The 23,534-nt window shown below is 40.5% G+C and carries 20 protein-coding genes; 18 read left to right on the plus strand and 2 right to left on the minus strand.

Going from position 1 to position 23,534, the window contains the following annotated elements; all coding sequences use genetic code 11:
* The first annotated feature begins 336 nt into the window (after positions 1–336).
* From NQ117_RS16705 to NQ117_RS16765, 13 genes are all read left to right on the plus strand, one after another.
* On the plus strand, positions 337–1,092 hold the full coding sequence (locus NQ117_RS16705) for a barstar family protein (RefSeq protein ID WP_258279163.1): 756 nt from the start codon (positions 337–339) through the stop codon (positions 1,090–1,092).
* 570 nt (positions 1,093–1,662) lie between these two features.
* Positions 1,663–3,135: a hypothetical protein gene (locus NQ117_RS16710; RefSeq protein ID WP_258279164.1), complete on the plus strand. Its 1,473-nt coding sequence runs from the start codon at positions 1,663–1,665 to the stop codon at positions 3,133–3,135.
* A gap of 692 nt (positions 3,136–3,827) precedes the next feature.
* Positions 3,828–4,604 carry a M57 family metalloprotease gene (locus tag NQ117_RS16715; RefSeq protein ID WP_258279165.1) on the plus strand — a complete coding sequence of 259 codons (777 nt, stop codon included), beginning with the start codon at positions 3,828–3,830 and terminating at the stop codon, positions 4,602–4,604.
* Positions 4,605–4,812: 208 nt separating this feature from the next.
* Positions 4,813–5,589, plus strand: a complete 777-nt coding sequence (locus NQ117_RS16720) for an exodeoxyribonuclease III (RefSeq protein WP_258279166.1) — start codon at positions 4,813–4,815, stop codon at positions 5,587–5,589.
* Positions 5,590–5,754: 165 nt separating this feature from the next.
* Complete coding sequence (locus NQ117_RS16725; RefSeq protein ID WP_258279167.1) at positions 5,755–7,038, plus strand: BslA/BslB family hydrophobin; 1,284 nt, start codon at positions 5,755–5,757, stop codon at positions 7,036–7,038.
* A 218-nt stretch (positions 7,039–7,256) separates the two neighbouring features.
* Positions 7,257–7,553 carry an alpha-helical endospore appendage domain-containing protein gene (locus NQ117_RS16730; protein ID WP_258279168.1) on the plus strand — a complete coding sequence of 99 codons (297 nt, stop codon included), beginning with the start codon at positions 7,257–7,259 and terminating at the stop codon, positions 7,551–7,553.
* A 16-nt stretch (positions 7,554–7,569) separates the two neighbouring features.
* Positions 7,570–7,944 carry an alpha-helical endospore appendage domain-containing protein gene (locus tag NQ117_RS16735; RefSeq protein ID WP_258279169.1) on the plus strand — a complete coding sequence of 125 codons (375 nt, stop codon included), beginning with the start codon at positions 7,570–7,572 and terminating at the stop codon, positions 7,942–7,944.
* A 305-nt stretch (positions 7,945–8,249) separates the two neighbouring features.
* On the plus strand, positions 8,250–8,585 hold the full coding sequence (locus tag NQ117_RS16740; protein WP_258279170.1) for a hypothetical protein: 336 nt from the start codon (positions 8,250–8,252) through the stop codon (positions 8,583–8,585).
* On the plus strand, positions 8,557–9,480 hold the full coding sequence (locus tag NQ117_RS16745; protein ID WP_258279171.1) for an MBL fold metallo-hydrolase: 924 nt from the start codon (positions 8,557–8,559) through the stop codon (positions 9,478–9,480). Before NQ117_RS16740 ends, NQ117_RS16745 begins: the two co-directional genes overlap by 29 nt.
* Before the next feature lie 124 nt (positions 9,481–9,604).
* A complete protein-coding gene (locus NQ117_RS16750) occupies positions 9,605–9,934 on the plus strand; it encodes an alpha-helical endospore appendage domain-containing protein (RefSeq protein ID WP_258279172.1) in 330 nt (109 codons plus the stop codon).
* 2 nt (positions 9,935–9,936) lie between these two features.
* Positions 9,937–10,599: a glycosyltransferase family protein gene (locus tag NQ117_RS16755; RefSeq protein WP_258279173.1), complete on the plus strand. Its 663-nt coding sequence runs from the start codon at positions 9,937–9,939 to the stop codon at positions 10,597–10,599.
* Positions 10,600–10,672: 73 nt separating this feature from the next.
* Positions 10,673–12,952 (plus strand): glycosyltransferase, encoded by a 2,280-nt coding sequence (locus NQ117_RS16760; protein WP_258279174.1) that lies wholly within the window; start codon positions 10,673–10,675, stop codon positions 12,950–12,952.
* Positions 12,949–14,211: a glycosyltransferase family 2 protein gene (locus tag NQ117_RS16765; protein ID WP_258279175.1), complete on the plus strand. Its 1,263-nt coding sequence runs from the start codon at positions 12,949–12,951 to the stop codon at positions 14,209–14,211. The genes NQ117_RS16760 and NQ117_RS16765 overlap by 4 nt, the downstream gene beginning before the upstream one ends.
* Before the next feature lie 111 nt (positions 14,212–14,322).
* Here NQ117_RS16765 and NQ117_RS16770 read toward each other — a convergent pair whose 3' ends face one another.
* On the minus strand, positions 14,323–14,988 hold the full coding sequence (locus NQ117_RS16770; RefSeq protein ID WP_258279176.1) for a class I SAM-dependent methyltransferase: 666 nt from the start codon (positions 14,986–14,988) through the stop codon (positions 14,323–14,325).
* A gap of 328 nt (positions 14,989–15,316) precedes the next feature.
* Between NQ117_RS16770 and NQ117_RS16775 the strand changes: the two genes are divergently transcribed.
* The 3 genes from NQ117_RS16775 (at position 15,317) to NQ117_RS16785 (ending at position 18,951) form a co-directional block, all read left to right on the plus strand.
* Positions 15,317–15,892 (plus strand): delta-aminolevulinic acid dehydratase, encoded by a 576-nt coding sequence (locus NQ117_RS16775; protein ID WP_258279177.1) that lies wholly within the window; start codon positions 15,317–15,319, stop codon positions 15,890–15,892.
* Positions 15,893–16,066: 174 nt separating this feature from the next.
* Positions 16,067–18,079, plus strand: coding sequence for a S9 family peptidase (locus NQ117_RS16780; RefSeq protein ID WP_258279178.1), 2,013 nt, complete (start codon positions 16,067–16,069; stop codon positions 18,077–18,079).
* Positions 18,080–18,231: 152 nt separating this feature from the next.
* Complete coding sequence (locus NQ117_RS16785; protein WP_258279179.1) at positions 18,232–18,951, plus strand: HAD family hydrolase; 720 nt, start codon at positions 18,232–18,234, stop codon at positions 18,949–18,951.
* 269 nt (positions 18,952–19,220) lie between these two features.
* On the opposite strand, the gene hmpA is transcribed toward NQ117_RS16785, so the two are convergent.
* Positions 19,221–20,435: an NO-inducible flavohemoprotein gene (gene hmpA / locus NQ117_RS16790; protein ID WP_258279180.1), complete on the minus strand. Its 1,215-nt coding sequence runs from the start codon at positions 20,433–20,435 to the stop codon at positions 19,221–19,223.
* A 658-nt stretch (positions 20,436–21,093) separates the two neighbouring features.
* Between hmpA and NQ117_RS16795 the strand changes: the two genes are divergently transcribed.
* Positions 21,094–21,771, plus strand: a complete 678-nt coding sequence (locus NQ117_RS16795; protein ID WP_375163084.1) for a YitT family protein — start codon at positions 21,094–21,096, stop codon at positions 21,769–21,771.
* A gap of 122 nt (positions 21,772–21,893) precedes the next feature.
* On the plus strand, positions 21,894–22,775 hold the full coding sequence (locus NQ117_RS16800; RefSeq protein WP_258279181.1) for an NAD-dependent epimerase/dehydratase family protein: 882 nt from the start codon (positions 21,894–21,896) through the stop codon (positions 22,773–22,775).
* The last annotated feature ends 759 nt before the right edge of the window (positions 22,776–23,534 follow it).

Below are 23,534 nucleotides of genomic sequence, written 5' to 3' on the forward strand. Positions count from 1 at the left end.
GCATAGTTTGTGGCTACGATGAACTTTATGAACCGCCAAAGGATAAGAATGGAGTTTCATCAGACGAAATATGCCCTTGTTGTGGATTTCATTATGGTTTTGATGATGATGATAATCCAAGTGCGTATGATCATTGGCGGTCACAATGGAAAGGTAGTAATTACAAATGGTTTTCTAAAAGTAGAAGACCACCTGATAATTGGAATCACGTTCAACAAATAAACAAGATTCTATAATAGATTTATATGGATTAACCTTGAGAGATGTCTTCTCAAAGTTATATGGCCGTCGCGGAAGCACGAAGGAATTAACGAATTAGAAGGCTATGGAGGTTGTATGATAAATAAGTTTTCCCTAATAGATGCTGAAAATGACTTGGTTATAGGTAATTCCGCTGATTTGATTGGACTGACAGGATGTTGTATTGAGAAGATTGACGATGAAGAGTTTCATAAAATAATACTAGTGAATTTTCAATTTAATGAGGAATTTATAGAGTACTGTAAGAAAAATAAATCATATATAAATAATTTATATCTAACTATTTTAAATAATAAAGGGAATCCAATAGGTTCATACTATTTTACTTTAAAAGAACCTCAATCTTATTATAAGTCTGGATTTAATGAAGGTTTGATTAATCTTGAATTGATTGGGGAGCTTTTACAAATAGCCACAGAAGAAAGCTTGGCTATTTGGGATATGAGAAGATCGCTACTTTCTAAAAGTAACATTTGGATAACATTATCCAAAAAGCAAAAAATAGGATGGCTAGAAGTTGCTCGATTATTTTTTAACAGAAATCATAGCCCTCAAGATCAAATGAATAAGAAATATTACATTGATGTAACACATGTACAAGATTCTGTTGATTTCTTTTGTGCATTAGGAGAGGCTATTAACGGCCCGGGTGGTTATTTTGGTTTTAATTTGAGTAGTCTTGAAGATTGTCTTTGTAGGGGATTTGGTGCAGTACCACCATTTTATATTTATTTGATTCATGTAAATAGTAAAAGTTCAGAGAGTGACAAGTTTTTTGAAGAATTAAAAGATGTATTTGCTAATAGAAATGTAACACTAGTCTGTAGTTAATTTCGTAAAGACCTTGAAGGATATACTCTTTCCAGGTCTTTTTTATGCTCAATTGATCAACATGGATAATTTTTAACTCTTTTACAACTCCAAGCAATGTCACTCCGCTCATAAGTATCTAAAAGGCCTTCAACATTGTCTCATATAACGGCTTGGCTGTGATTTTTGTCCTTTATACGCTATAAAAAAGCACCCTATAGTTATCGTCTTATTGGCACGCAAACTATTATCAACCGAGTAATTGAGTAATTTAAAGAGGTGCTTCTCTAGTTTATTTATATAGGTATTTTTATCAAAATAGTCCCAAAGAACTATAACAAAGTACTTGTCGGAAGTGTTCATCCTAATCATTTACAAATATTTAAGCGAATTTCTTAAAAACAAGTAATAAAGTACTATGAAATTTGATCTGAATGGTGAATATTCAACCATATTCTTATTTTAGTATAATCATAATATTATTGATATAAATAAGGGCGATTCATCATCGTTTCATTTAAAATACATAAAGAGAACAATGCATAATAGTACATATTTACTTATAGAGACACTACAATGGGGGCAACTGCTATGAAATCTAGTTTAAAACGCTGGCTTGTGCTTAGCGTTAGTATGCTTTTTGTGATTCTAATTGGTGTATCGCAAACTGCTTATGCAACTGACTATACCTACAATCTAGCCCCAGGTGAATCCGCTCGGGTCAGCTCAAAAGATGGTAGAACAGTAACAGTTCATGTAAATGGACTAACGTTTGACTATGCAACAACCAGCTATTCGAGAGGGGCTAATGGCTACGGGAAGGGGACAAAGTCATCTACACATTCTGTTAAGAATGAAGAACGTTTAATCCTTACTAATACATCAAATGAATTCGTTACGATAGCTTCTGATCAGAATAAGAGTGATATTGTTCGGTCGAAATCTCCTGCTCTTGTAAGCACTCGATTGCAGCCAGGTGAAAGTGCGGAAGTAACGAATATAGGGATTACAGATGAATATTTTTATGTAGGTGGTAAAAATGATCACGCCGATTACGATGAATATAACATGTTGCAATTTTATAAGGCTGATCATACGGGTGGACAAATGGTTCTTGAGATCGCTAAGAAGATAGCGATAACGAATAGAGATGAAGAGGCGATTGAAGTATATGCCCCACATTCCTATTTTAAAATAGAGTCAAGACAGCAGCCAGCTGTGTTTCATCGATACATAGAGCCGAACAAGACGCTGGAAATCAACAATGTAAGCGATAACATCTATTACGTTTATTTTGATGTGGCTCAAGGAACGATGCAGTACGACTATGTTTCCTATTTGAATAATGAGATAGATCGTTATGGGAGTTCATCGGATTCCTCTCGGCAGATTGGTAAAATCAAATACGTCGTAACGAACAAAGAGGTCGAGCCTCTGCATGTATATGGTCCTTATGAGGCATTTGCCTTATATGAGAGAGATGATTTTGCCTTGGAAACGAAGAGCTTGAAACAAGGGGAGAGTATGCAGATTATAAATACGTCTGTTCAATCTCATTCTCTTAATTTTAAAGGAACGTATGAATTTGCAGAGTACGATAGCTACGGAAATGTCGTTGATTTTGACAAAGGGGTATTATCCAGTAGTAAATCGATTGATGCTGGAACGAAAATAATAATTAGCAATAGTAGCGTAGAAAGTGTAGAGATTATCGGGCCGAAGGATGTACTGCAATATGAAACCATTTTCTATCCTGCCTTAATAGTGAATAACCATAAGCAGCTTGTTAGTTTTGACGAGAGCTCGGTCATTGGAGAAACGGCAAAAGTGCGGAATAAAACGAACAATCCTTTTATAGCTACTGCTGATAGCGCAGCGGATAGTGAGCAAGGCGTTGTTGATTTAACGAAACAGACGGTTCGAGCTGATAATAATATTTTAAGGGATGATGGCAGGGGCCATGATGTACAAAATGGGCTGACAAAAGGAAATGACCGGGATCGGATTACTAGTTATCCTAGTGTGAATGAAGGTCAACGTATTGCTGTCATGAACGACAGCTAGAAGTGTGCGAACTAATTGATGTCTATGAAAAGGATTCTCATCCTACACTTTGAGACCTATTATTTGGTGAGCGTATATAACGCCGAACCCGAGGCGGAATTAGTCCATATTTGAATACAGCGTATCGAGACATTGATTTACCAAATCGAATGTCCAATCATAGTTAATTGGGATTTATAATTGAACAGCGAAAGAAGATGACCATCCTTAAGTCTGGTTATACGGAAATATTCCGTTATTTTAATCCAGAATAGCTTGATGGTTATTTGTGATTTTCCTTTAAACAATAGCTGGATAAATGTTTGATCTATTACTTTATTTAAAGAGCAGTTATTTTTTCTTCCTGCTAATCGCTAGACGTGCCAATATACCAAGCAAATACAAGGAATTAGAATATAATAGATTGATCCTAGCGACGATTTTAATCTTATATATAAAATAAATTTACTAAATATATCTAAACATTTCGTTGAATATACCGAATAAATAATAGAGTAACCTTGTAAGTTGGTTTCATAGTTTCATTCATATTCGTTTAGGGAGGTGACAATACAATCTATCTATCTTGAACACAGAATAGCTCTCTTGTTTTCGATAACAGTCATAAAATTGATGTCCTCTGTTGTTCAAATGACCACTCAAACCTAAATTGTTGAACAATGAAAATGCCCATCTTAGAAAGGAGCCTCCATATGATGTCTAGAAAAATGTTAAGTAAACTATTATTTTTATTTATTATGCTATTTGTTGTTAATGGCTATATTGTATCTACGACAGAAGCGCAAGCTCAAAATGAAGTGACCGTGAATTTTAGCGGTGTATCCGCTCCAATCCCTGTTAATGTCCGTTCCGCACCGAATACTTCAGCCGCCATATTAGAACAGATTAATCCCAATACTCGTGTGCAATTTTCTGCTTGGACAAGAGGTCAGTCATTGAATGATTATTGGTTGAACACCCCTGATGATAGATGGTTTATTTATATTAAAAATGGCGTAAAACACTACGTATCTTCTGCTTTTATATATGGAAACCCACCTGAAAGTAACCCAAACCCAACGAATCCACTAGTCTCCTTTACCGTTCAAATCACTACGACTATTCCTGAATTGAAACAAGCATGGGAAAAAGCAATCCAAAATTGGAATGAGACAGGCCTTATTTCGTTAACTCTTGCACAAAATGCCTCCATTACGTTAGGCGAAGGTTATGCCAATGGATGGGATGGATGGGGCTGGTGGCAAAATTATGGTTCAGGACACCGAGGTGGTGCAGTCATCCAATGGAACCGAGTAAGCAACCGCAACGCTGCTTATTTAGAGGCTTTAGCTACTCATGAAATTGGACATACCATCAAGCTGGAGCATAGCTCAGGCTACTCTATTATGAATAATTCATGGCTGACTAGCATTACAGATCCAACAGAAAATGATAGAAATGAGTTAAGAAGAATCTATGGTCGTCGTTAATATAAACACGTAATTGTTATCGATAAATCACAAATCCAGCAGCCGTTTAAGTTCCTGTGACATGAAACCATCGTGCTGTTCTTATCTATTGTGTTGAATATGTTACACTATAAGCTGTACAGTAATGAGTAAATAAGATTGCTTATACTGCCAAGCATTGCATCTAAACGATGTAGAACTAACGGATAGCAAGGAGATACAGTCGACGATGAAGCTTATTTCTTGGAATGTAAACGGCTTGCGGGCTTGTGTAAATAAAGGGTTTATGGATTATTTTCAGGAGATGGACGCAGATATCTTTTGCGTACAGGAGACGAAGCTGCAGGAAGGACAGATTGATCTGGACCTAGGCGACCAATATTCGCAGTATTGGAATTATGCTTTGAAGAAGGGATACTCGGGTACCGCAGTATTCACAAAGCATAAGCCGTTATCTGTTCGCTATGGAATCGAGGAAAATGAAGAGCCGGAAGGTCGCATTCTTACGCTTGAATTCGAGACCTTTTATTTGGTCAACGTATATACGCCGAACGCGAAGCGGGATTTGTCTCGTCTTGAAGAACGTCTCGTATGGGAGGATCGGTTCCGCACTTATTTGCAGCAGTTGGATGCGATTAAGCCGGTCATTATTTGCGGTGACTTGAATGTGGCGCATCAAGAAATGGACTTGAAAAATCCGAAGTCGAATCACGGCAATTCAGGATTTACAACGGAAGAACGGGGAAAGATGACGATGCTTCAGGAGGCTGGATTTACGGATACGTTCCGCTATTTCTATCCTGATCAGACAGATGCTTATTCATGGTGGTCTTATATGCCCAAGGTAAGAGAGCGGAACATTGGCTGGCGTATTGACTACTACCTTGTTTCTGCGAGACTGCATGATTCCTTAGTGGATGCACGAATTGATTCAGAAATACTAGGCAGCGATCATTGCCCTGTTCATTTGATTATGGATTCTGAGAAGCTGCTGGCATTAAATTGAACAGTAGCAGACGTGTCGCGATATTAGCGGGATTATTTTAAGCAAAGTAAGTGATTTCATATAAACAGTTGTTTACTCTATCAACATTGCAAAATAGAAACATAAACTAGAGTAGTGGACCGAATAAATCGGTCCATTTACTTTATTTTGGGAGGCGGTAAGCCTATGATAGAAGAACATCAGGATGAAATCATTCCCTTTGCAGCCCAATTAACGGTGACACCTGTAACCACTGATCGCGAAGGAGCGGTTACGGACATACTCATATCCTATCGCCCTAATGCCATTTTGGCACTTGGGGCTGTTGTATTTACACTGCCAACAGGCTTCACAGCAGATACGAACGATACACTGAATGGCACAACATTGTTAAGCAGCCAAATATCCAATAATGGGGGCAGAGTAACACTTGGCTTAACACTTGACTTGTTGGGGCTCGCACAATTTGATTTGCTGCTCAAAGCAAAAACGCTGCCAACTGCCGGAACCTATCGATTTAAAGCTGAAAATACGTTGTTATTTCTCGGTTCACAGGGAGTAGCAGAGACGGATCTCACGGTAGAAGCAGATTCCCTTGCTTATGTTACGAATAATTTAGATAGTACGGTATCTGTCATTCGCCTAATGAGCGCTACAACGGTACAAACCATTACGGGAATTACGTTTCCTGCGGGATTAATTGATACACCTAGTGGCAGCTATGTTTATGTCACGAATTTAATAACAAACCTCGTCTCGGTTATTGATACCGCAACGAATGCTGTCGTTCAATCTATATCAGTAGGGATATCGCCTATTCGCTTAGCTGTTTCGCCCAACGGAGCATATGTTTATGTAGTGAATCGAGATAGTGGAACGGTTTCGGTTATTGATACCGCAACGAATACGGTGACGGCCACAATTGCAGTAGGGAATAGTATTAATGGGGCGGCGATAACACCTAGTGGAACTTTATTATATGTGACGGATTCGATTGATAATAAGGTGCATGTCATAAGTACCGTGACGAATACAGTTATCCAAACGATCCTAGTAGGTTTTTCCCCAATTGCATTGGCAATTACGCCAAATGGTCAAAGAGTGTACGTGCTTAATTCTGGAGATAGCACAATAACGGTCATTAGTACCCCTACGAATACAGTGGTGCAAACTATTGCTGGAATCGGGGCGTCTCCGCAAGGAATAGCGATTACCCCGTCTGGAAACTATGCTTATATCACGAGTTTGAATACGAATGAGGTTTATGTACTTGATATTGCGACAAATACAGTTACTACTACTTTTCCTGTGGGAAATGGTCCGATTGGAATTGCTTTATCTTCAGACGGTACGAAAGGTGCAGTTACCAATTATTTTGATGGAACGGTCTCGGTAATTAATTTGTTAACGAATACAGTGCTTAATACGGTTGCGGTAGGTGCGGGGCCTTTTGATGTTGCTGTAAAATAACTGATATATGTTATGAGAAATATATGTGTTGGAGCGTATGCCATTTTATATCACATGGGGTTTGACGATGTGGTGTAAAGGGCTTTTTGTGCTGTTCACTAGTAATCATAATGAAAGCAACAACCTCATAGAGATAGGATAAGCATAACAAGTCTCTTACATTTATATAGGGGTTTATACAAATTGGATGAGCTTAATAAAAGGGAGCTGAGTGGGGAATGTCAATGCCAACGATTCCAGATATAAAGCCAGAAATCGTTTTAAGTCGTCATGAGGTAATCAACCTGCTGCTAACATCAATTGCACTTGAAGAAATTGGTTTGTCGCATATTATTAATGCAGAAAGTGAATCCATTCAAGCGCTCCTTAAAGATTCATGCGTCAGTTTGGATGATGCTTTAAAAATAAATCATAGTGTAGAACGAATGATGCGAAGTGTAATCCAGAGCCAAATGCTGCTTCAAATCAAACTAGATGACATTATTTCATTAGACAATCGTGAAGAGCTTGCATGAGGAAAGGAGGAATATTGTGAGGGAAAAGAATAATCTGATTTATGAAAATCCAATTTCCAAAGAAGAAGCAACTGCGCAGCTAATTAAGGCGATTGCTCTAGAAGAAGAGGCTTTGTCTAATCTTATTAACATAGAAACGGACAAGGCCACAGCATTTGTTGGAAAGAACCTTGATTATCCTACTGGCCCTTCTACTTCAGAAATTATTCAGTATAATCAAACCGTCGTTCAATTTTTAGATACGCTGTTGATGGCTGAATGGTTGTTGCTGAAAAAAATGGATACGGTTAGAAGTATGCGAGACTACGATTGTGTTGACAGTCTGGGCGACAGAGAGAATAAAAGATTCAATAACCATGGAGCTTTTCATGACGATGCATTTGATTATTAAATCAATCAATAAATGGGGCGTTGTATATGCTGCTCTCTAACATTGGAAATCACGATATCCCATATTATCGTATGGAACTCGCAATTTTGTGCTTAGTGCGTGGAAGCTTGTATAGACGCCTATCAGCGAATGAACGACAAGCTGCTGCTATAGAAACTATCGTATATTCCTTAATTCATTCCATTGTCGATCTTCATTGTTTTCGTGAAAGACGACAGTTCAATAGACATCGCATAGATAAAAAGCCAGTCAAGTCGACTTGTATACATAAGAAAATAATGGATGACATTATTAAGGAGAGTCGAATGGTCAAAGAGGTAATCCTTGATCGTCCATTTGAATGTAACATAGATATGAATTTTATTTTAACGAACTTGGACAAGATTATAGCCCGACATACAGAAAGCGAAGTACAGACACAATCCAAACCGCAAACTTTGTTAGCAGTGGAGTCCTCTGAAAGTAAGGAACATAACATAATAGCTGTAAGAAAGAATCCAACTCCGTTTCTTCCCAAAATAAACACATTTCTCACTGCAGCAGTAGGAAATATTTTGTATGAACAAGGTGAATATACGGATATAGGAACCTTGGATAAAGGGGAATCTATACATGGAAGTAAAGAGTCTAGAGCTAATTAACGGTAACAGCTATATATTTGAAGAAAATGTAACGATAGGCGTATATGTGAATAAATCTAATCAATCTGCAGTTCTTATCGATAGCGGTGCTAACAAAGAGGTTGCCAAGCGGATTGACCATGCTTTGAAGCAATGCGGTTGCCAAGCAGCAGCCATTATTCTTACACATGGTCATCAGGCTCAGTTGGGTGGGCTCAGTTATTTTAAGCAAACCTATAAAAATATAAAAGTGTATGCGACATCATGGACCGCCCAATTTATGGAGAAGCGGGCTCTGGAGAGTTGGCTGTCTGGGCATATCCCTTGTATATCAAAGGAAACTGAGCGTACAGAAGCTGTTGATGTGATTACCGAAATCATCCCTTATCGGGATCGTCAGCTAGTGATTGAAAAAGCAGTATTTTCGATCGTTACTTTGCCTGGCCATTTCCCTGGAATGATCGGCATTATAACTCCTGATCAAGTATTTTACTGCGGAGATGCCCTATTTGGGGACAAGACCTTGATGAAACAAAAACTGTTGTATTATACCGACGTTAAAGGAGCTAGAGCTAGCTTGGACAAAATCGTCCAGAGCCAGCCCTATGCCTTTGTCGTTTCTCATGGAGGAAAATGCAAAGAGATCACTTCGCTTGTTCAACAGCATCACCAGCTTATTGATGCAGCGTCCCATTTTATAGTAAGCCTGATACGTCAACAACCGAAGACGCTGGAAAGTATTGTCCAAAAAGTAATGAATGAATACCAGCTCCCAAATAAACCAGTCCACTTCGCTTTGGCGAATTCCATTGTCAGGTCATACTTGACCGAGCTAAGCAATAGTTCAAAAATACGTGCCACCATTAATGATGGGATTTTGCAGTACTATGCACGTCCCTCTTCAGCGTTGTTATAATGTGGGGTATTTACAGTTATATTTGCGATGCTCATAGGATGTGATGGTTCAGTTTTCTAGATTAATGCGCATAGACATAGAAGGAGCAAAAGCCTTTACATTCAATTACAGAGGTGATTTGAAAATGTCTCAAGCTAACATACCTAATGTTACACCTACAATTTCCATTACGCTCGACGATTCGGTTAACTTGTTATTAGCGTCCACTGCACTTGAAGGGTTGGCTTTGGCGAATATTATTAATGCTGAGGCCGAAAGAATTCAATATGTGATCGGGACTTTGCCTGGAAGTGAGGGGCTATCTCCACCTGCTACAATTTCTAATTTGCTTGCTATAGACAGCAGCGTAGTAAGAACATTGCAAGAAGTAATGAAGAAAGAAATATTGCTTCAAATCAAGTTAGATAGCATTATGAATAGCTTGCCAATTACACCATTAGCAATGGCCGAGTAGATATGGGATTACAGCGAATTTTGTTTGTAATGTGCGTAAATAATGAAGCATTATTTCAACAAGCCAAACGACAAATTGCTAATTTATTTATTCCGCCAGGTTTCACGGTAGAGCTATATGAAGTCAGAAATGCTAAAAGTATGGCCAGCGGCTATAACTGTGCGTTTCAACTTGAGGCGACCTATCGAATTTTTATTCATCAAGATACGTTTCTCATTCATCAAGGCATGATCTATGATCTCATTCGACTGTTTGATCGACATCCTCAGTTGGGCATGATCGGGCTTGCAGGATGTGTAGAACTCCCCTCCAGTGGGATATGGTGGGAGGGAGAGCGATTGGTTGGTCAAGTAATTGAGCATCGGAGTGACAGGTACCAGCTTCTACGTTTTGACCACGGAGCTCGTGAGTCCACTGATTATGTAGAAGTAGAAGCGATAGATGGACTTTTTATGGCGACAAGTGTCCATTTTCCTTGGCGTAATGATGTATTCGATGGCTTCCACTTTTATGATTCTGCACATTCCAAAGAAATGGCGCTTGCGGGATACGTAGTAGGTGTTCCTGTACTGCAAAGCCCATGGTGTATTCATTACAATGGCGATGAATTTGACCACGTTTCTTATGAACGGTACCGGAAGCTATTTGTTCGACATTATATGTGATCATAAACATCAGTAGACAAGATTATTTGAATAAGTGGCTTGACTGTGTATTTTCTTAGGAAGGATGAGAAGTATGCATCAGACTGATCAGGGCGTCACGGCTAATCGCATATCTTTGTGCATGATTGTGAAGGATGAGGCATTCTTTATTGATAAATGTCTGGCCAGTGTTAAACATGTCGTTGATGAAATCATCGTTGTAGATACAGGATCAACGGATGAAACGCCAGCCATATGCAAAGCCCATGGTGCACAAGTATTTCCGTTTGAATGGCAGGATAACTTCGCTGAAGCACGCAACTATAGCCTACAGCAAGCTTCAGGAGAGTGGATCTTATGGTTGGATGCAGACGAGCAATTGGACTCAGATACAGCGTTATCCTTGCGTGAAATATGGAATGTGCAAGAAGCCGATATTGCGCTCATAGAGCTTATTACCTATATGGGAGCCAACGAAAACTTAGACGATGCCTTTTTGTTATACCAGCAGCGCGTGTTCCGTAATTATAAAGGGCTTCAATTCAAAGGATGCGTGTACGAACAGCTGAATACACAAGAAATATTAGGGGAGAATTTCCCTGTTCATCAGCTTCCTGTCAGAGTACATCATTTTGGTTATCGGAATGCTGTTGTTGACGGGCGGTGCAAATCTGAACGCAACAAGCAGTTGCTCTTAAAAGAGAAGCAGAACAAGGGGAGTATTCCTTGGATTGACTATCATTTGGCAAGCGAGTATTACCGTCTACGGCAGTATGAAGAAGCCTATGAAACAGTGAATGCAGCAATCGAATTATTTATAAAGAACCAGCAGTTTCCCCCCTCATTTTGCTACAAATTAAAATACGATATTCTTCTCTCAAACGGCTCCTATGAGGGAGCCTGGCCTTCTATTGAACATGTCATTCTCCTTTATCCAGATTACGTGGATCTACATTATTATAAAGGCCTCATACTTTATCACAAAAATAGACCGGCACTAGCACTTGAATCCTTCGAACATTGCATTGAACTAGGTGAGGGGAGTTTGCAGCATCTCACGATGCGCGGTATGGGCAGCTTTCATGCATGGTACCGTATCGGCCTCTGTTATGAGAAGTTAGACCGACGTCAGGAGGCGATACAAGCCTATGAACAATCCCTTGCAAGCAATACCAAGTATGAACTGGCGCAACAAGCCCTTGAGCGCTTGCTGATACAGGTTCAGTTAGATTTGTCAGCGATTAAGATTAGCCTATGCATGATTGTAAAAAATGAAGAAGAGAGCTTGCAGCGCTGTCTTGACAGCGTAAGTGATATCGTGGACGAAGTAATCATTGTGGACACAGGATCCACGGATAATACGAAGCTAATAGCCGGTCAAAATGGAGCTAAACTATATAACTTTGAGTGGGTAGACGATTTTAGTGCAGCAAGAAACTTTGCATTTAGCAAGGCGACAAAGGAATATATCTTATGGTTGGATGCAGATGATGTTATCGAAAGCAAAGATCGTATCGCATTAAAAGAGTTAAAACGTAATCTGTCAAGGGATATTAAAAGTGTAAGTATGCCTTATGTGCTGACGACAAATGAGTCGGGAGAGCCATTGTTCTCGCTTCGCCGCAACCGACTTGTACGAAGAGATGCGAACTTTACATGGATTGGTCCGGTCCATGAATATTTAGAAGTTAGCGGCCCTATTTTTCATAGTGAAATATGTGTATACCATAAAAAAGATAAGCAGTATACCGATCGAAATTTGCGAATCTATGAAAATAGACTGGCGGCTGGAGAAGCGTTTACACCACGAGACTTGTACTATTATGCAAATGAGCTGAAAGATCATGCTCGTTATAAAGAAGCGCTTGATTGTTATGAACAATTTCTGGAAACGAAGCAAGGGTGGTATGAGGATTGTATTCAGGCTTGCCTGAAAATGGAGTCCTGTCACGAAAAGCTCAATCAAGAATCTGAGCGGCTGTCGGTGCTGTTCCGTTCGTTCGAATATGATAAGCCGCATTCGGATATTTGCTGCCAAATTGGAGAGTGGATGCTTACCAATAAACGCCATCATCAAGCTATTTATTGGTTTGAACAGGCAACACAACTCGTAATTCCGTCTGACCAATTGACGATGACGCAATCTTCGACATGGACATGGATTCCTAATCTGAAGCTTTGTGTTTGCTACGACCAAATGGGCCAACCCGAAAAGGCTTGCTATTATAATGAGATCGCGCTTAGTTACTATCCCGACCATCCAAGCATGCTGTACAATCAGAACTATTTCAAGCGAATTTTGAGAGAAAAATATGAACTTGTATCTGTTAATTCCGTTCATTCAGACCATGATGGTGGAGGGAGCGAAGTATGAAAATAGGTAAGACGAGTATTATTATGCTTACGCTTAATCAATTTCACCATACGTTACTTTGCTTGGCGAGCATCCGAAAATATACAACTGAGCCCTATGAATTAATTGTGGTGGATAACGGTTCGACGGATTTGACAGTGATGTACTTGAAACAGCAACCAGATGTGACGCTCATCTGCAACGAGTATAATAAAGGATTTGCAACTGGGTGCAATCAAGGGATGGCCATTGCAACTGGGGACCAAATTTTATTTTTAAATAATGATACGGTTGTAACTCCGAACTGGCTGACACATCTTATAGACGCTTTGTATGCAAGTCCGGATATTGGAATAGTAGGGCCATTGACCAATTATTCAAGCGGCCATCAAATAATACCTGTACCGTATAAGGAATTGTTCGATCTAAATGTATTCGCGCATGAACATCAAATTGTCAATGCAGGTAAAACGACAGAGGTACGTCGTCTGATCGGTTTTTGTCTGCTTGTAAAGCGCAAGGTGCTCGATGAAGTCGGAGGTTTTGATGAATTGTACGATATAGGTAACTTTGAAGACGACGATTTGTGCTTGCGGGCTGCCAAAGCTGGCTATAGGTTGTATATTGCCAATGCCTGCTTCATCCACCATGTGGGTCATGCAACAATGAACGACATGGTGGATGAACAAAAAAACAATGTGCAGCATTTAATGGGGATAAATCGCAAGAAGGCAAAAGAGAAGTGGGGCGCAGATATATTTGATTTGATCTATAAAGAAGATGTAAAGCTCAGTTGTTGTGTTATTGCAGTCACAGAAACTGCCCTAATTAGAGCGCTAGACTCCATTAAGGAGATTGCGGATGAAATTATTGTTGTCGATTGTACAGGAACATGCAGCGAGGTTGCGACTACGTACAGGGCTAAATATGTTTCGGGGCATTCGAATATAGGCAAACAGAAGCAATGGCAACGAGCTGTGGAGGAAGCAGAGTGTCCCTACCTCATGCTGCTCAATGTTGATGAATATATATCTAACCAGATGAGAAGAAAGATTCGAGCATTAAAACGCTTTATTACGGAAGATACGATTGGTGTTGCGATGTTATGTGCGCGTGCGGATACGGATATAGTGTCGAACGAATCTCAAGTGCGGCTCATGCAGAGATCGTTTCCGTTATTGCAGGTAGACAATTCGACCGCTTATAACGAAAATGTACTGATTAGTGATATAGAAATTTATTTTGAACCTTGTTCTCAAGAAAAGGATGCGATTCATTAGTGCAAGCTCGCTAGCATAGCCTCTATCACAAAGTTTTGCTAAGTTGACCTATACTAAACACAGCGCAACGTCCTACTTAGGTACGTTGCGCTGTTTCGTACAGGAATTATTTTATTTTTCGTAGCCTGGTTTGAGCTCTATCCATTGCTTTTCTAGTACATCATAATGCTTGTTGATTCCTTTTGGGAATAAAATGCCTAGCCCGCCAGAGTGCTCAAATTGAAGGGAAGGATGTTGTTCTTTTAACTCGTACCACAATTTCCATACTCCAAAGCCAAATGCATGGATGGAAATATCGTGGAACCATACGACTCCGTGCGTGGCAAGCTTTGGCAGCCATGTTTCATAATCATGTTTTACAGCCTCGTAGGAATGAAATCCATCAATATGAAGCAGGTCGATTGAGCCATTTTCAAATTGATCCAATGCTTCATCGAAGGTTGCACGTAATAAGTGTGTAAAGGTTGGATATAACGTAGAAGCGATAGAGGATACCTGTTCATATACTTCGTGTCCGTACTGGCCTGAGTGTGCATCTCCCAACCATGTATCTAAGGCATAGCATGAAGTAGGCAATACAGCGTCCTTTACCGCTTGACACATACTAAAAAAGGAAGCTCCCCAATGTGTACCCAGTTCTACAACTACAGGTGGTTCATAATGCTGGATGTAGTCATAACAGAAATGGCGATGTCCTACCCAGGCAGAGTGCTGTACGATTCGAGGCTCTAGCTGCTCATATTCAAAAGTAGGTTTATGTTTGTGCCAAATTTTCATACTTCACCTTCTTAATTCATATTCAATATCATTCAAACGAAGTGAATCAAGGATAGCAGGCCATCATTATGTATATTATGTGGTTTTTCATTTTGTTCATTGTTGAAGCAGAACTGCGGAAAGTTGAAATGGTAATATTAGGCATGATACTATATATCCAATCTATCAAAATATTATAAATTTGGTAAAAGAGGAGTGTCATTAACATGACAAGAGCAAAGCATTAACGTGTAGCTATTAGGGTCGAATACCGAGCCCGATCACCTCCATTGTAGTAGTTGGATCTCATATCTATCCAAATAACTATTCATATATTGGAGGAATAAAAATGAGTAAACCCGTTATGAGTATTGCGTTAGTGTGTGGGCCAGACAGTGATATGGAGGCAAATGCGATCCGAGCGACTTTGGAATCATTCGATGCTCGTGTTATAACGTATTGGATTGGCAGGCCTTCTGATCTTATGGACATTCTATCTGGAAAAGATCTTTATCCGGACACGGATGTCATTATTTTTAGCTTTCATGGGGATGAAGGAAGCTTTGTGATGCCTGAGCTGGACGAGTCTGTTTATGAAGAGCATGAGCCGAGGGATGATTTTGGCCCTGAGGAAGTAGCGCGATTCATAAACTTGCCAGGCAAGATCGTTATTGCTAACGGATGTTCACTTGGTGATCCGAAGCTGGCGCAAGCTTTTTTAAATGGGGGCTGCCAAACGTATATCGGACCGGATGATTATCCTTACGGCAGCTCTGCACTTATGTTCGTAGTGCGTTACTTTTACGAGGTACTCCACAATAAGAAGAGTGCACAAGACGCTTTTCTCGTTGCAAAGGAAATGGACGAAGAGTTGGATATGTATCGCATTTATGAACAATCGGCGGCTCGCGAATTACAAAGCTGATAACAGGCCTGTACATGCGTTCTATCTACGAGTAGAACAGAACGAAAGATTAATTATGTCCAAACCTATATGCAATATTTTCTAATATGATGATATGATGTAAGAAGATACATAACCCGTTCGGATATCCGGACGGGTTATTGTATACGTAATCATCGGAGGAGGAGACAGCAAGTGGGGAAACGTAACATAACTTCTGAGGATTTATTTAAGTTCAAATGGGTGAGCAATCCTTCCGTCTGTCCAGTCAGCAATCGTATTGCGTATGTATCGAAGAAAGTTAACGAAGATAGAAGCGGGTACGATACATCGATTCGTGTCGTAACTAGCAATGGGGAGCAGGATCGTGCTTGGACACAAGGCTCGGGAGATTCATCCCCTGCGTGGTCACAGAATGGAACTTCATTTGCCTTTCTTCGTAAGGATGGAGAACATAATCAAGTATGGATGATGGATGTTTCTGGTGGCGAAGCTTATGCGGTTACGAAGGCTGAAACTGGTGTTTCAAGCTTTGCTTTCTCACCGGATGGGCAGTACATACTTTACTTGTCCAAAGTAGAGGCTGCTGCGGCATTAACAGAAGCATCTAAAGAAGATGAAGAAAAAATTCGCAAGGCAGGCAAGCAAGCTCACGTTGTGGATCGACTTATGTATAAGTCTGATGGGTCAGGACTTTGGAATGGGAAGAGAACGCATCTATTTGTACACGACTGTACAACAGATGAATCCAAAGTACTAACGAGTGGAGAGTTCGATGTTACGAGCTTTGCGTGGGCTCCGGATAGCACAACAATTGCATACACGGCAAAGAAGCTGCAAGATGAGACGGTCGATCCTGATCTAACGCGAACGAATGATTTATTCATCGTTGAACGTACAAATGGGGAATCTCGTAGAATAACAGATTCTAGGTTAACGATTGGCAAGCCTACATTCGCACCTGATGGTCGAACCATTGCATTCCATGCTTCAGATTATTCGCACGGATTTGCATCGCTGCAGCGATTATATACATTGAGTTATCCAGAAGGTAATCTTACTTGTCACTCTCAGCACTTGGATTGGCAGTTGGGCAACAATGCGATTACAGATATGAAGGCTGGGGAATTTGAGGGCCCGCTATTCAGCAAAGACGGGCAAACCATTTATACCCTTGCTACGATCGAAGGAAGTGTACACATCATTAAGTTTGGTTTGGATGGTACACATGAGCTATTAACTGAAGGGCCTCAAGAGATTATCCAATTTGAACTTACTGAGGATGAGACAAGTATCGTAATGGTGAAGGCTGATATGATGCAGCCTGGCGAATTATTCTCATTTAACTTGGAAACGAAAACGGAAGTTCAATTAACTCATCATAATGATGCATTTCTCGGTGAACTGGAATTGAGCAAGCCAGAGATATTCTGGTTCGAGACATCTGACGGTTGGAAGGTTCAAGGTTGGATGGTTCCACCTGTAGGAATGGAAAAAGGGTGTAAGTATCCAACTATTCTTGAAATTCATGGCGGCCCCCATGGCATGTACGCAAGCTCCTTTATGCATGAGTTCCAATTGCTTGCTGCACAAGGTTATGCTGTTATTTATACAAATCCACGCGGTGGGCATGGTTATGGGCAAAAGTTTGTAAATGCATGCCGTGGCGACTATGGTGGGCGCGACTATCAAGATTTAATGGAAGCAGTCGATTACGCAATTGCAAATTTCGATTACATTGATGAAACGCGCATGGGCGTGACGGGTGGGAGCTACGGTGGTTTTATGACGAACTGGATTGTCGGTCATACGGATCGCTTCATAGCAGCTGTCACACAGCGCTCTATTAGTAATTGGATTTCATTCTATGGAGTAAGTGATATCGGTTATTACTTTACAGAGGATCAAATCGATGGAAATGCATGGGCAGATATGGAGAAGCTGTGGAAGCACTCTCCGATTGCTTATGTAGAAAAGATGAATACTCCTCTATTGATTTTGCATGGGGAACAAGATTTGCGCTGCCCGATTGAACAAGCGGAGCAATTGTTTATTGCTTTGAAACGTCAGGGCAAAGCGACACAATTCGTCCGTTTCCCAGATGCTAACCATAACTTGTCGCGCAGCGGTCACCCAGAACTTCGAATTGAGCGATTAGATCGAATTGTCGGCTGGATGAATCGTTTTATCCCTAGTGGGGCTATGTAATTTTGCATGTAGCTATGAATTTATTTATGCGGAACACCATGTACGTTGCTGTACTTGGTGTTCTTTTATCATTAAAGCGTATTCGATTCAGCGAGCAGGCGATAGGATCAATATAGTGAGCTGAAGCGCAGGATGAAGTGAGGTGGGAGAAGATGGACGTATTTGATGATAAGAGTGAGAAGAATAATAGTGCTGAACCTTCAAAGAACAGAATGTCTAATAGCTACAAGCATATAAAGGGTATTATCTTCGATATGGACAATACATTGCTGCAATCGAGTATTGATTTCCAAACTATGAAGGAAGAGACATATTCGTTCCTCGTGGAACAGCAGATTCTACCCGAAGGACTTTCTTTACAGCAGTACACAACCTCTACCATTATAGAAGAAGCGGTCGCAACAAATCGGATGACATCAGAGTTGCTGCAAGCGATGTGGGAAATCCCTGTTAAGCATGAAGTAGCAGGCATGGATGGTGCAGTGCTGGAGTCCGGTGTCACTGAGCTTTTGGAAAAATTGCATGGAAGCTACCATTTAGCTGTAGTTACTAACAATTCAGTGAAAGCTGCCAATGCAGCATTGCGAGATAACGGTATCATTCATTATTTTGATCATATAGCTGGTAGAGAACAAATGCGATCCCTAAAGCCATCCCCGGACGGTTTTGTGTTTATTCTTGATTGTTACCCAAATACTTCGGCTAGAGACTGGCTATCAATAGGAGATGCTTGGATTGATGGGAAAGCGTCAGAAAGTGCTGGGATCGAATTTATCGCTTATCGAGCGGACGTAGAAAAGATGAAAAAAGCAGGTGTATTTCCGAGGAAATATTTTAACCATATTGGTGAATTAATGAAGTTGCTGACTTAAGTATGTACTTGTGGAAAATAGCTTGAAATGCCTCGTATACACAAATCTATGTTACATTCATAGGAGGTCTATTATGAGTCATCAAGATCAGGAGAATACAGATAGTAGTCAACCAGTTTATCGTCATTTTGGATTATTTAAGTTATTCAAGCTACTTTTAGCGATAAAGTAGAGTAACGTTTTTTACATAAAAATGCCCTTAACTTCTAAACTGGTTAAGGGCATTTCTCTATTAAGTAAGCAGTAGGCTATATCGCACTATTTATTATTTATTCTAATGACCCTGATGGTCCAAAGAACTCAAAATGGATGCGATCCGCAGCGACACCAATTTGTTGCAATAGGGCATTCATCGATTTCATAAATGGAACAGGTCCACAGAAGTAGAAGTCTGCTTCTGCAAGATGGTTCGTGGACAGCACAGACTTGAGCCACGGGGCATCAATGTATCCTAGATGATCACAGTCCATACCAACTGCTCTTTCTTCGTAGCAAGTCAAGACTGTAACGTGAGAATGCTCTTTAGATAGTTTATCTACTTCGTTCCGTAAAGCATGCTGCTCACGGTTCTTTGTTGCATGAATATAAATCGTTTCGCGTGCTGACTCTTGCTTAGCAAGTGTATGCAGCATGCTGACCATTGGCGTTAATCCTACACCACCGCTGATCAGAACGACAGGAGTGTTTTTCTCCTGATTCAAAATGAAATCACCAGCAGGTGGAGTTAGCTCTAATGTATCCCCGACGTGTACAGCATCATGCAAGTAACAGGAAACGACTCCTCCAGGTTTATTATCATCTGCTCCCTCGCGCTTGACCGTGATTCGATATAAATCACCGCCTGGTGCAAGTGACAAACTGTAATGGCGAAGTTGTGTATTTGCGGAACCTTCTGGTTTCACACGAACCGTAATATATTGTCCCGGAGCAAAATGAGCAATAGGGCCATTATCATGCGGTTTCAGGTAGAAGGAAGTGATGAATTCCGTTTCTTGAACTTTGCGCATAACAATGAAGGGACGATAGTCGCTCCAACCGCCTGGCTGCTGCTCTGCTTCCTTATACATATCAACTTCTACTTGGATGAATACATTGGCGATAACCCCGTAAGCTTCCCCCCAAGCCGAAATAATTTCATCTGTAGCTGCGTCTCCGAGTACGTCTTTTATTGCCATGAGCAAGTATTTTCCTACGATAGGATAGTGCTCCGGCTTAACATTGAGCGCCCGATGCTTATGCCCAATTTGCTTGACGACGGGAAGTAAGGTTTCCAGTTTATCGATATTTGCGGCAGCTGCATATACTACATTAGCAAGTGCAGTTTGCTGACGGTGTTGGCTTTGATTCGCATGATTGAAAATATTAAGTAGTTCGGGATGATTCTCAAACAAGAGTGCGTAAAAACGTTTTGTAATGGCAGTACCGTGTTCGCCGAGAACAGGGACTGTAGATTTAACAATTTCAATAGTACGGGAAGATAACATAGTGGTGTCCTCCATCCATTTTCAAAAATGACATGATTTTGACTTCTATATGGTTGTGGTTTAATGATGGTCAGCACTAAATTAGCTGCCAGTCGCTTAATTTCCTTCACAAGTTAATCTTAAATTTTTCTAATCTGTCACAGTGTGATTTAACGCACAAGGAATGTGATAGGTTGATGAACATCTTGTGGACAATCGGTTCCAGTGGTGGAATATCAAGTCAATAGTGTCCTTATAGGAGCATTTAAGAGCAAATCCAAGAGGAAGCAGAACTTGAGTGGAGATCTTCAGCATTTCCAACGGTTCATTCCGTTATACAGCAAACGGCGCCGATATTTAAGGAATGAAGCTGCTTTGGAGCGTGTGATTTATATGGTATAATATATGTAAGTGAGAGAAAAATCTCTGACTCAAACCAAACAAAAGAAAGGATCAGGATACCAATGCGTCCCCGAAGGATGATGCCCCAAAGGACAATCTGGAAACGTTATGATCTTTCCTACATCTAGCTTCCCTTCGCAGAGTAAAGTTGCCACGACGGTATGACAGACTGCGGAAAAGGAAGCGAGAACTATGATGATTCGAAGGATGAAGTCCTCATCTCTTGCCCTCGCTGTCTGTCGAAGGACAACAACGACAACAGAAGCGAGAGGTTACTATGATGAGGAGAAATGAACAATTACGTAAGATTGCATGGATGTTGCTAGGATCCGTACTACTAGCATTTAGTTATTATCACATTAACTTTCAGAACAACTTGGCTGAAGGTGGTTTTGTAGGGTTGGCACTGCTAGGCAAATATGCATTTGACTGGTCGCCAGCGGTTACAGTACTTGTATTAGATATTCCTGTTTTTATCGCGGCATATTTTTTGAAAGGCCGTACCTTTATTATGAACACAGCGATTGCTGCAGGCGCATTTTCGCTTACGTACTATTTGTGCGAGCAGTTTTCCACGCTCGTGCTTGACTTCGGCCCTAATTTGTTCTGGGCGGCTGTCGTTTCCGGTATTTTGACCGGATTCGGTGCAGGACTAGTGCTGCGCTTTGGCGGAGCAACTGGCGGTGACGACATTATGGCGTTATTCGTAAGCCGTGTCACCAAGTTAAGTGTAGGTACTGTATTTATTATATTTGACGTAGTCGTATTGCTAGTGTCCTTGATGTATTTGCCTATCATGGATGTGTTGTACACCATTCTTGCGGTCGGCATTGCAGGTCAAGTCATTACATGGATGGTACAAGGTGGAATTACCGTACATCGTCCAGTAGTGGAGAAAGTTCAGTCTAAGGCTGCAGCTGTATCAGCTTCACCTACAGCAATACGTCACTCGTGATGAATAACATAAATATCATAACGAACATGAAGAAGAACCGTCTAGTTTTTTTCAATACATTTGAAGGAAACTGGGCGGTTTTTGTGCATTCATACATACAATTGTAGGAGTTGAAATTACATATGAGACGCATTTTAGTGATGGGTGGAACAAGGTTTTTTGGAAAAAGGCTAGTACAGCGACTGTTGGAAAATGGAGATCAAGTTACAATTGCTACACGTGGAATCACTGCTGATTCTTTTGGTGAACAAGTACAGCGTGTTATCTTAGATCGCGCAGACCGTCATTCCGTTCAAGCTGCTGCTCAACTGGATGAGTGGGATATCGTTTACGATAATATATGCTATTCTCCCGAAGCCGCGCAGTATGCGGTTGAGGCGTTTGAAGGGCGAGTAGGTCATTATGTATTTACCTCAACCTTATCGGTATACAATCCTACAGGCAGGCTGCACGTCGAATCAGATTTCGACCCGTATAATGTTGGTTTGGATGAATCACTAGGAGAAGAGCAGTTGTCTTATCAAAAAGGGAAGCAATTATGCGAAGCCGTGTTCCATCAGAAGGCTGCATTTCCTGTTACTTCTGTACGGTTACCAATCGTGCTGGGGCCAGATGATTATACGAAGCGATTGGAATATCATCTGGAGCGCGTGAACAATGAAACTCCTATTTATATGCCAAATGTGAATGCTCATATGAACTATATCCAATCAAGAGAAGCGGCGTCATTCCTAGAATGGGCGGGTAACCAGTTATGGAAAGGTCCTATTAATGCATGTTCCAATGGAACGATATCGCTTGCAGAGGTTATGAACATTGTGGAGCAGGCAGTTGGGAAAAAAGCAATCATGACGAACACTGGATCTGACGATGCTCGTTCTCCATTTGGCGTACCAGACAGTTGGTTAATGGATAATAGCGCTGCTCGTAAAGCTGGGTTTGAGTTTGAAGAGTTGCAAAATTGGCTGCCACCGCTGGCAAAAGAGCTTGCTGCAAAGTTGTAGGGTACAACTTAATATAAAAAATGAGGACTGTGCTATGCATGGAAGGTCGGTCGAGTTAGGGTTCCTTTTAGAACCCGGACTCGGCCTTTTTGCTACGATGTTACTTCATTACGCATTAATAATTTTTATTTTGCGGAGACATGATCGTTAGCAGCACAGTTAATACAAAAACTACAATAGTGCATCCTTCTTTGCTTAAACCGGAAGAAAAGTCAAAAAGGATGCAAATATGCAGGTTTTTTATTGGATTAAGCCCTTAAAACGCAAAAAGGAGCAAAATACATGCATATATGCACGAATTTGATGGAACTTCGTAAAAATGGAATCAAAAGATGCATTTTTGCATCAATATAAGCATTTAAACCATTTATGTGCTGCGCTAAATTGGACTTATTACTCATTATTCACTACTCAATGTTCGCAAATTCACTCTTCTCACTTTTAATCGGAAAAAACTCTCCACTCACTTCTTATAAATTGGCTTTTCTATTTGTTATTTCACATTTATTTCTCTTAAGTGTCTGATAAAGCAACTGAAATTTTGTGATAGATGTGAATAATGTGTGAAAAAAGTATGGATTATTTGTGAATGATTGCGTTATACTATACATATACAGTTCCAACAGGCAATCGGCATTTCATTCAATCATCCCTTCATCTACAGCCGCCGCTGCTCTTACCTCATGTCAGTCGAACTATCATACTTGCTACTTGCAATTAAGCGTGGATGATTACGGAACTGAGAAGCCCTCTAATAAG

Source organism: Paenibacillus sp. SC116 (assembly GCF_024733555.1).
Lineage (GTDB): Bacteria > Bacillota > Bacilli > Paenibacillales > Paenibacillaceae > Paenibacillus_B.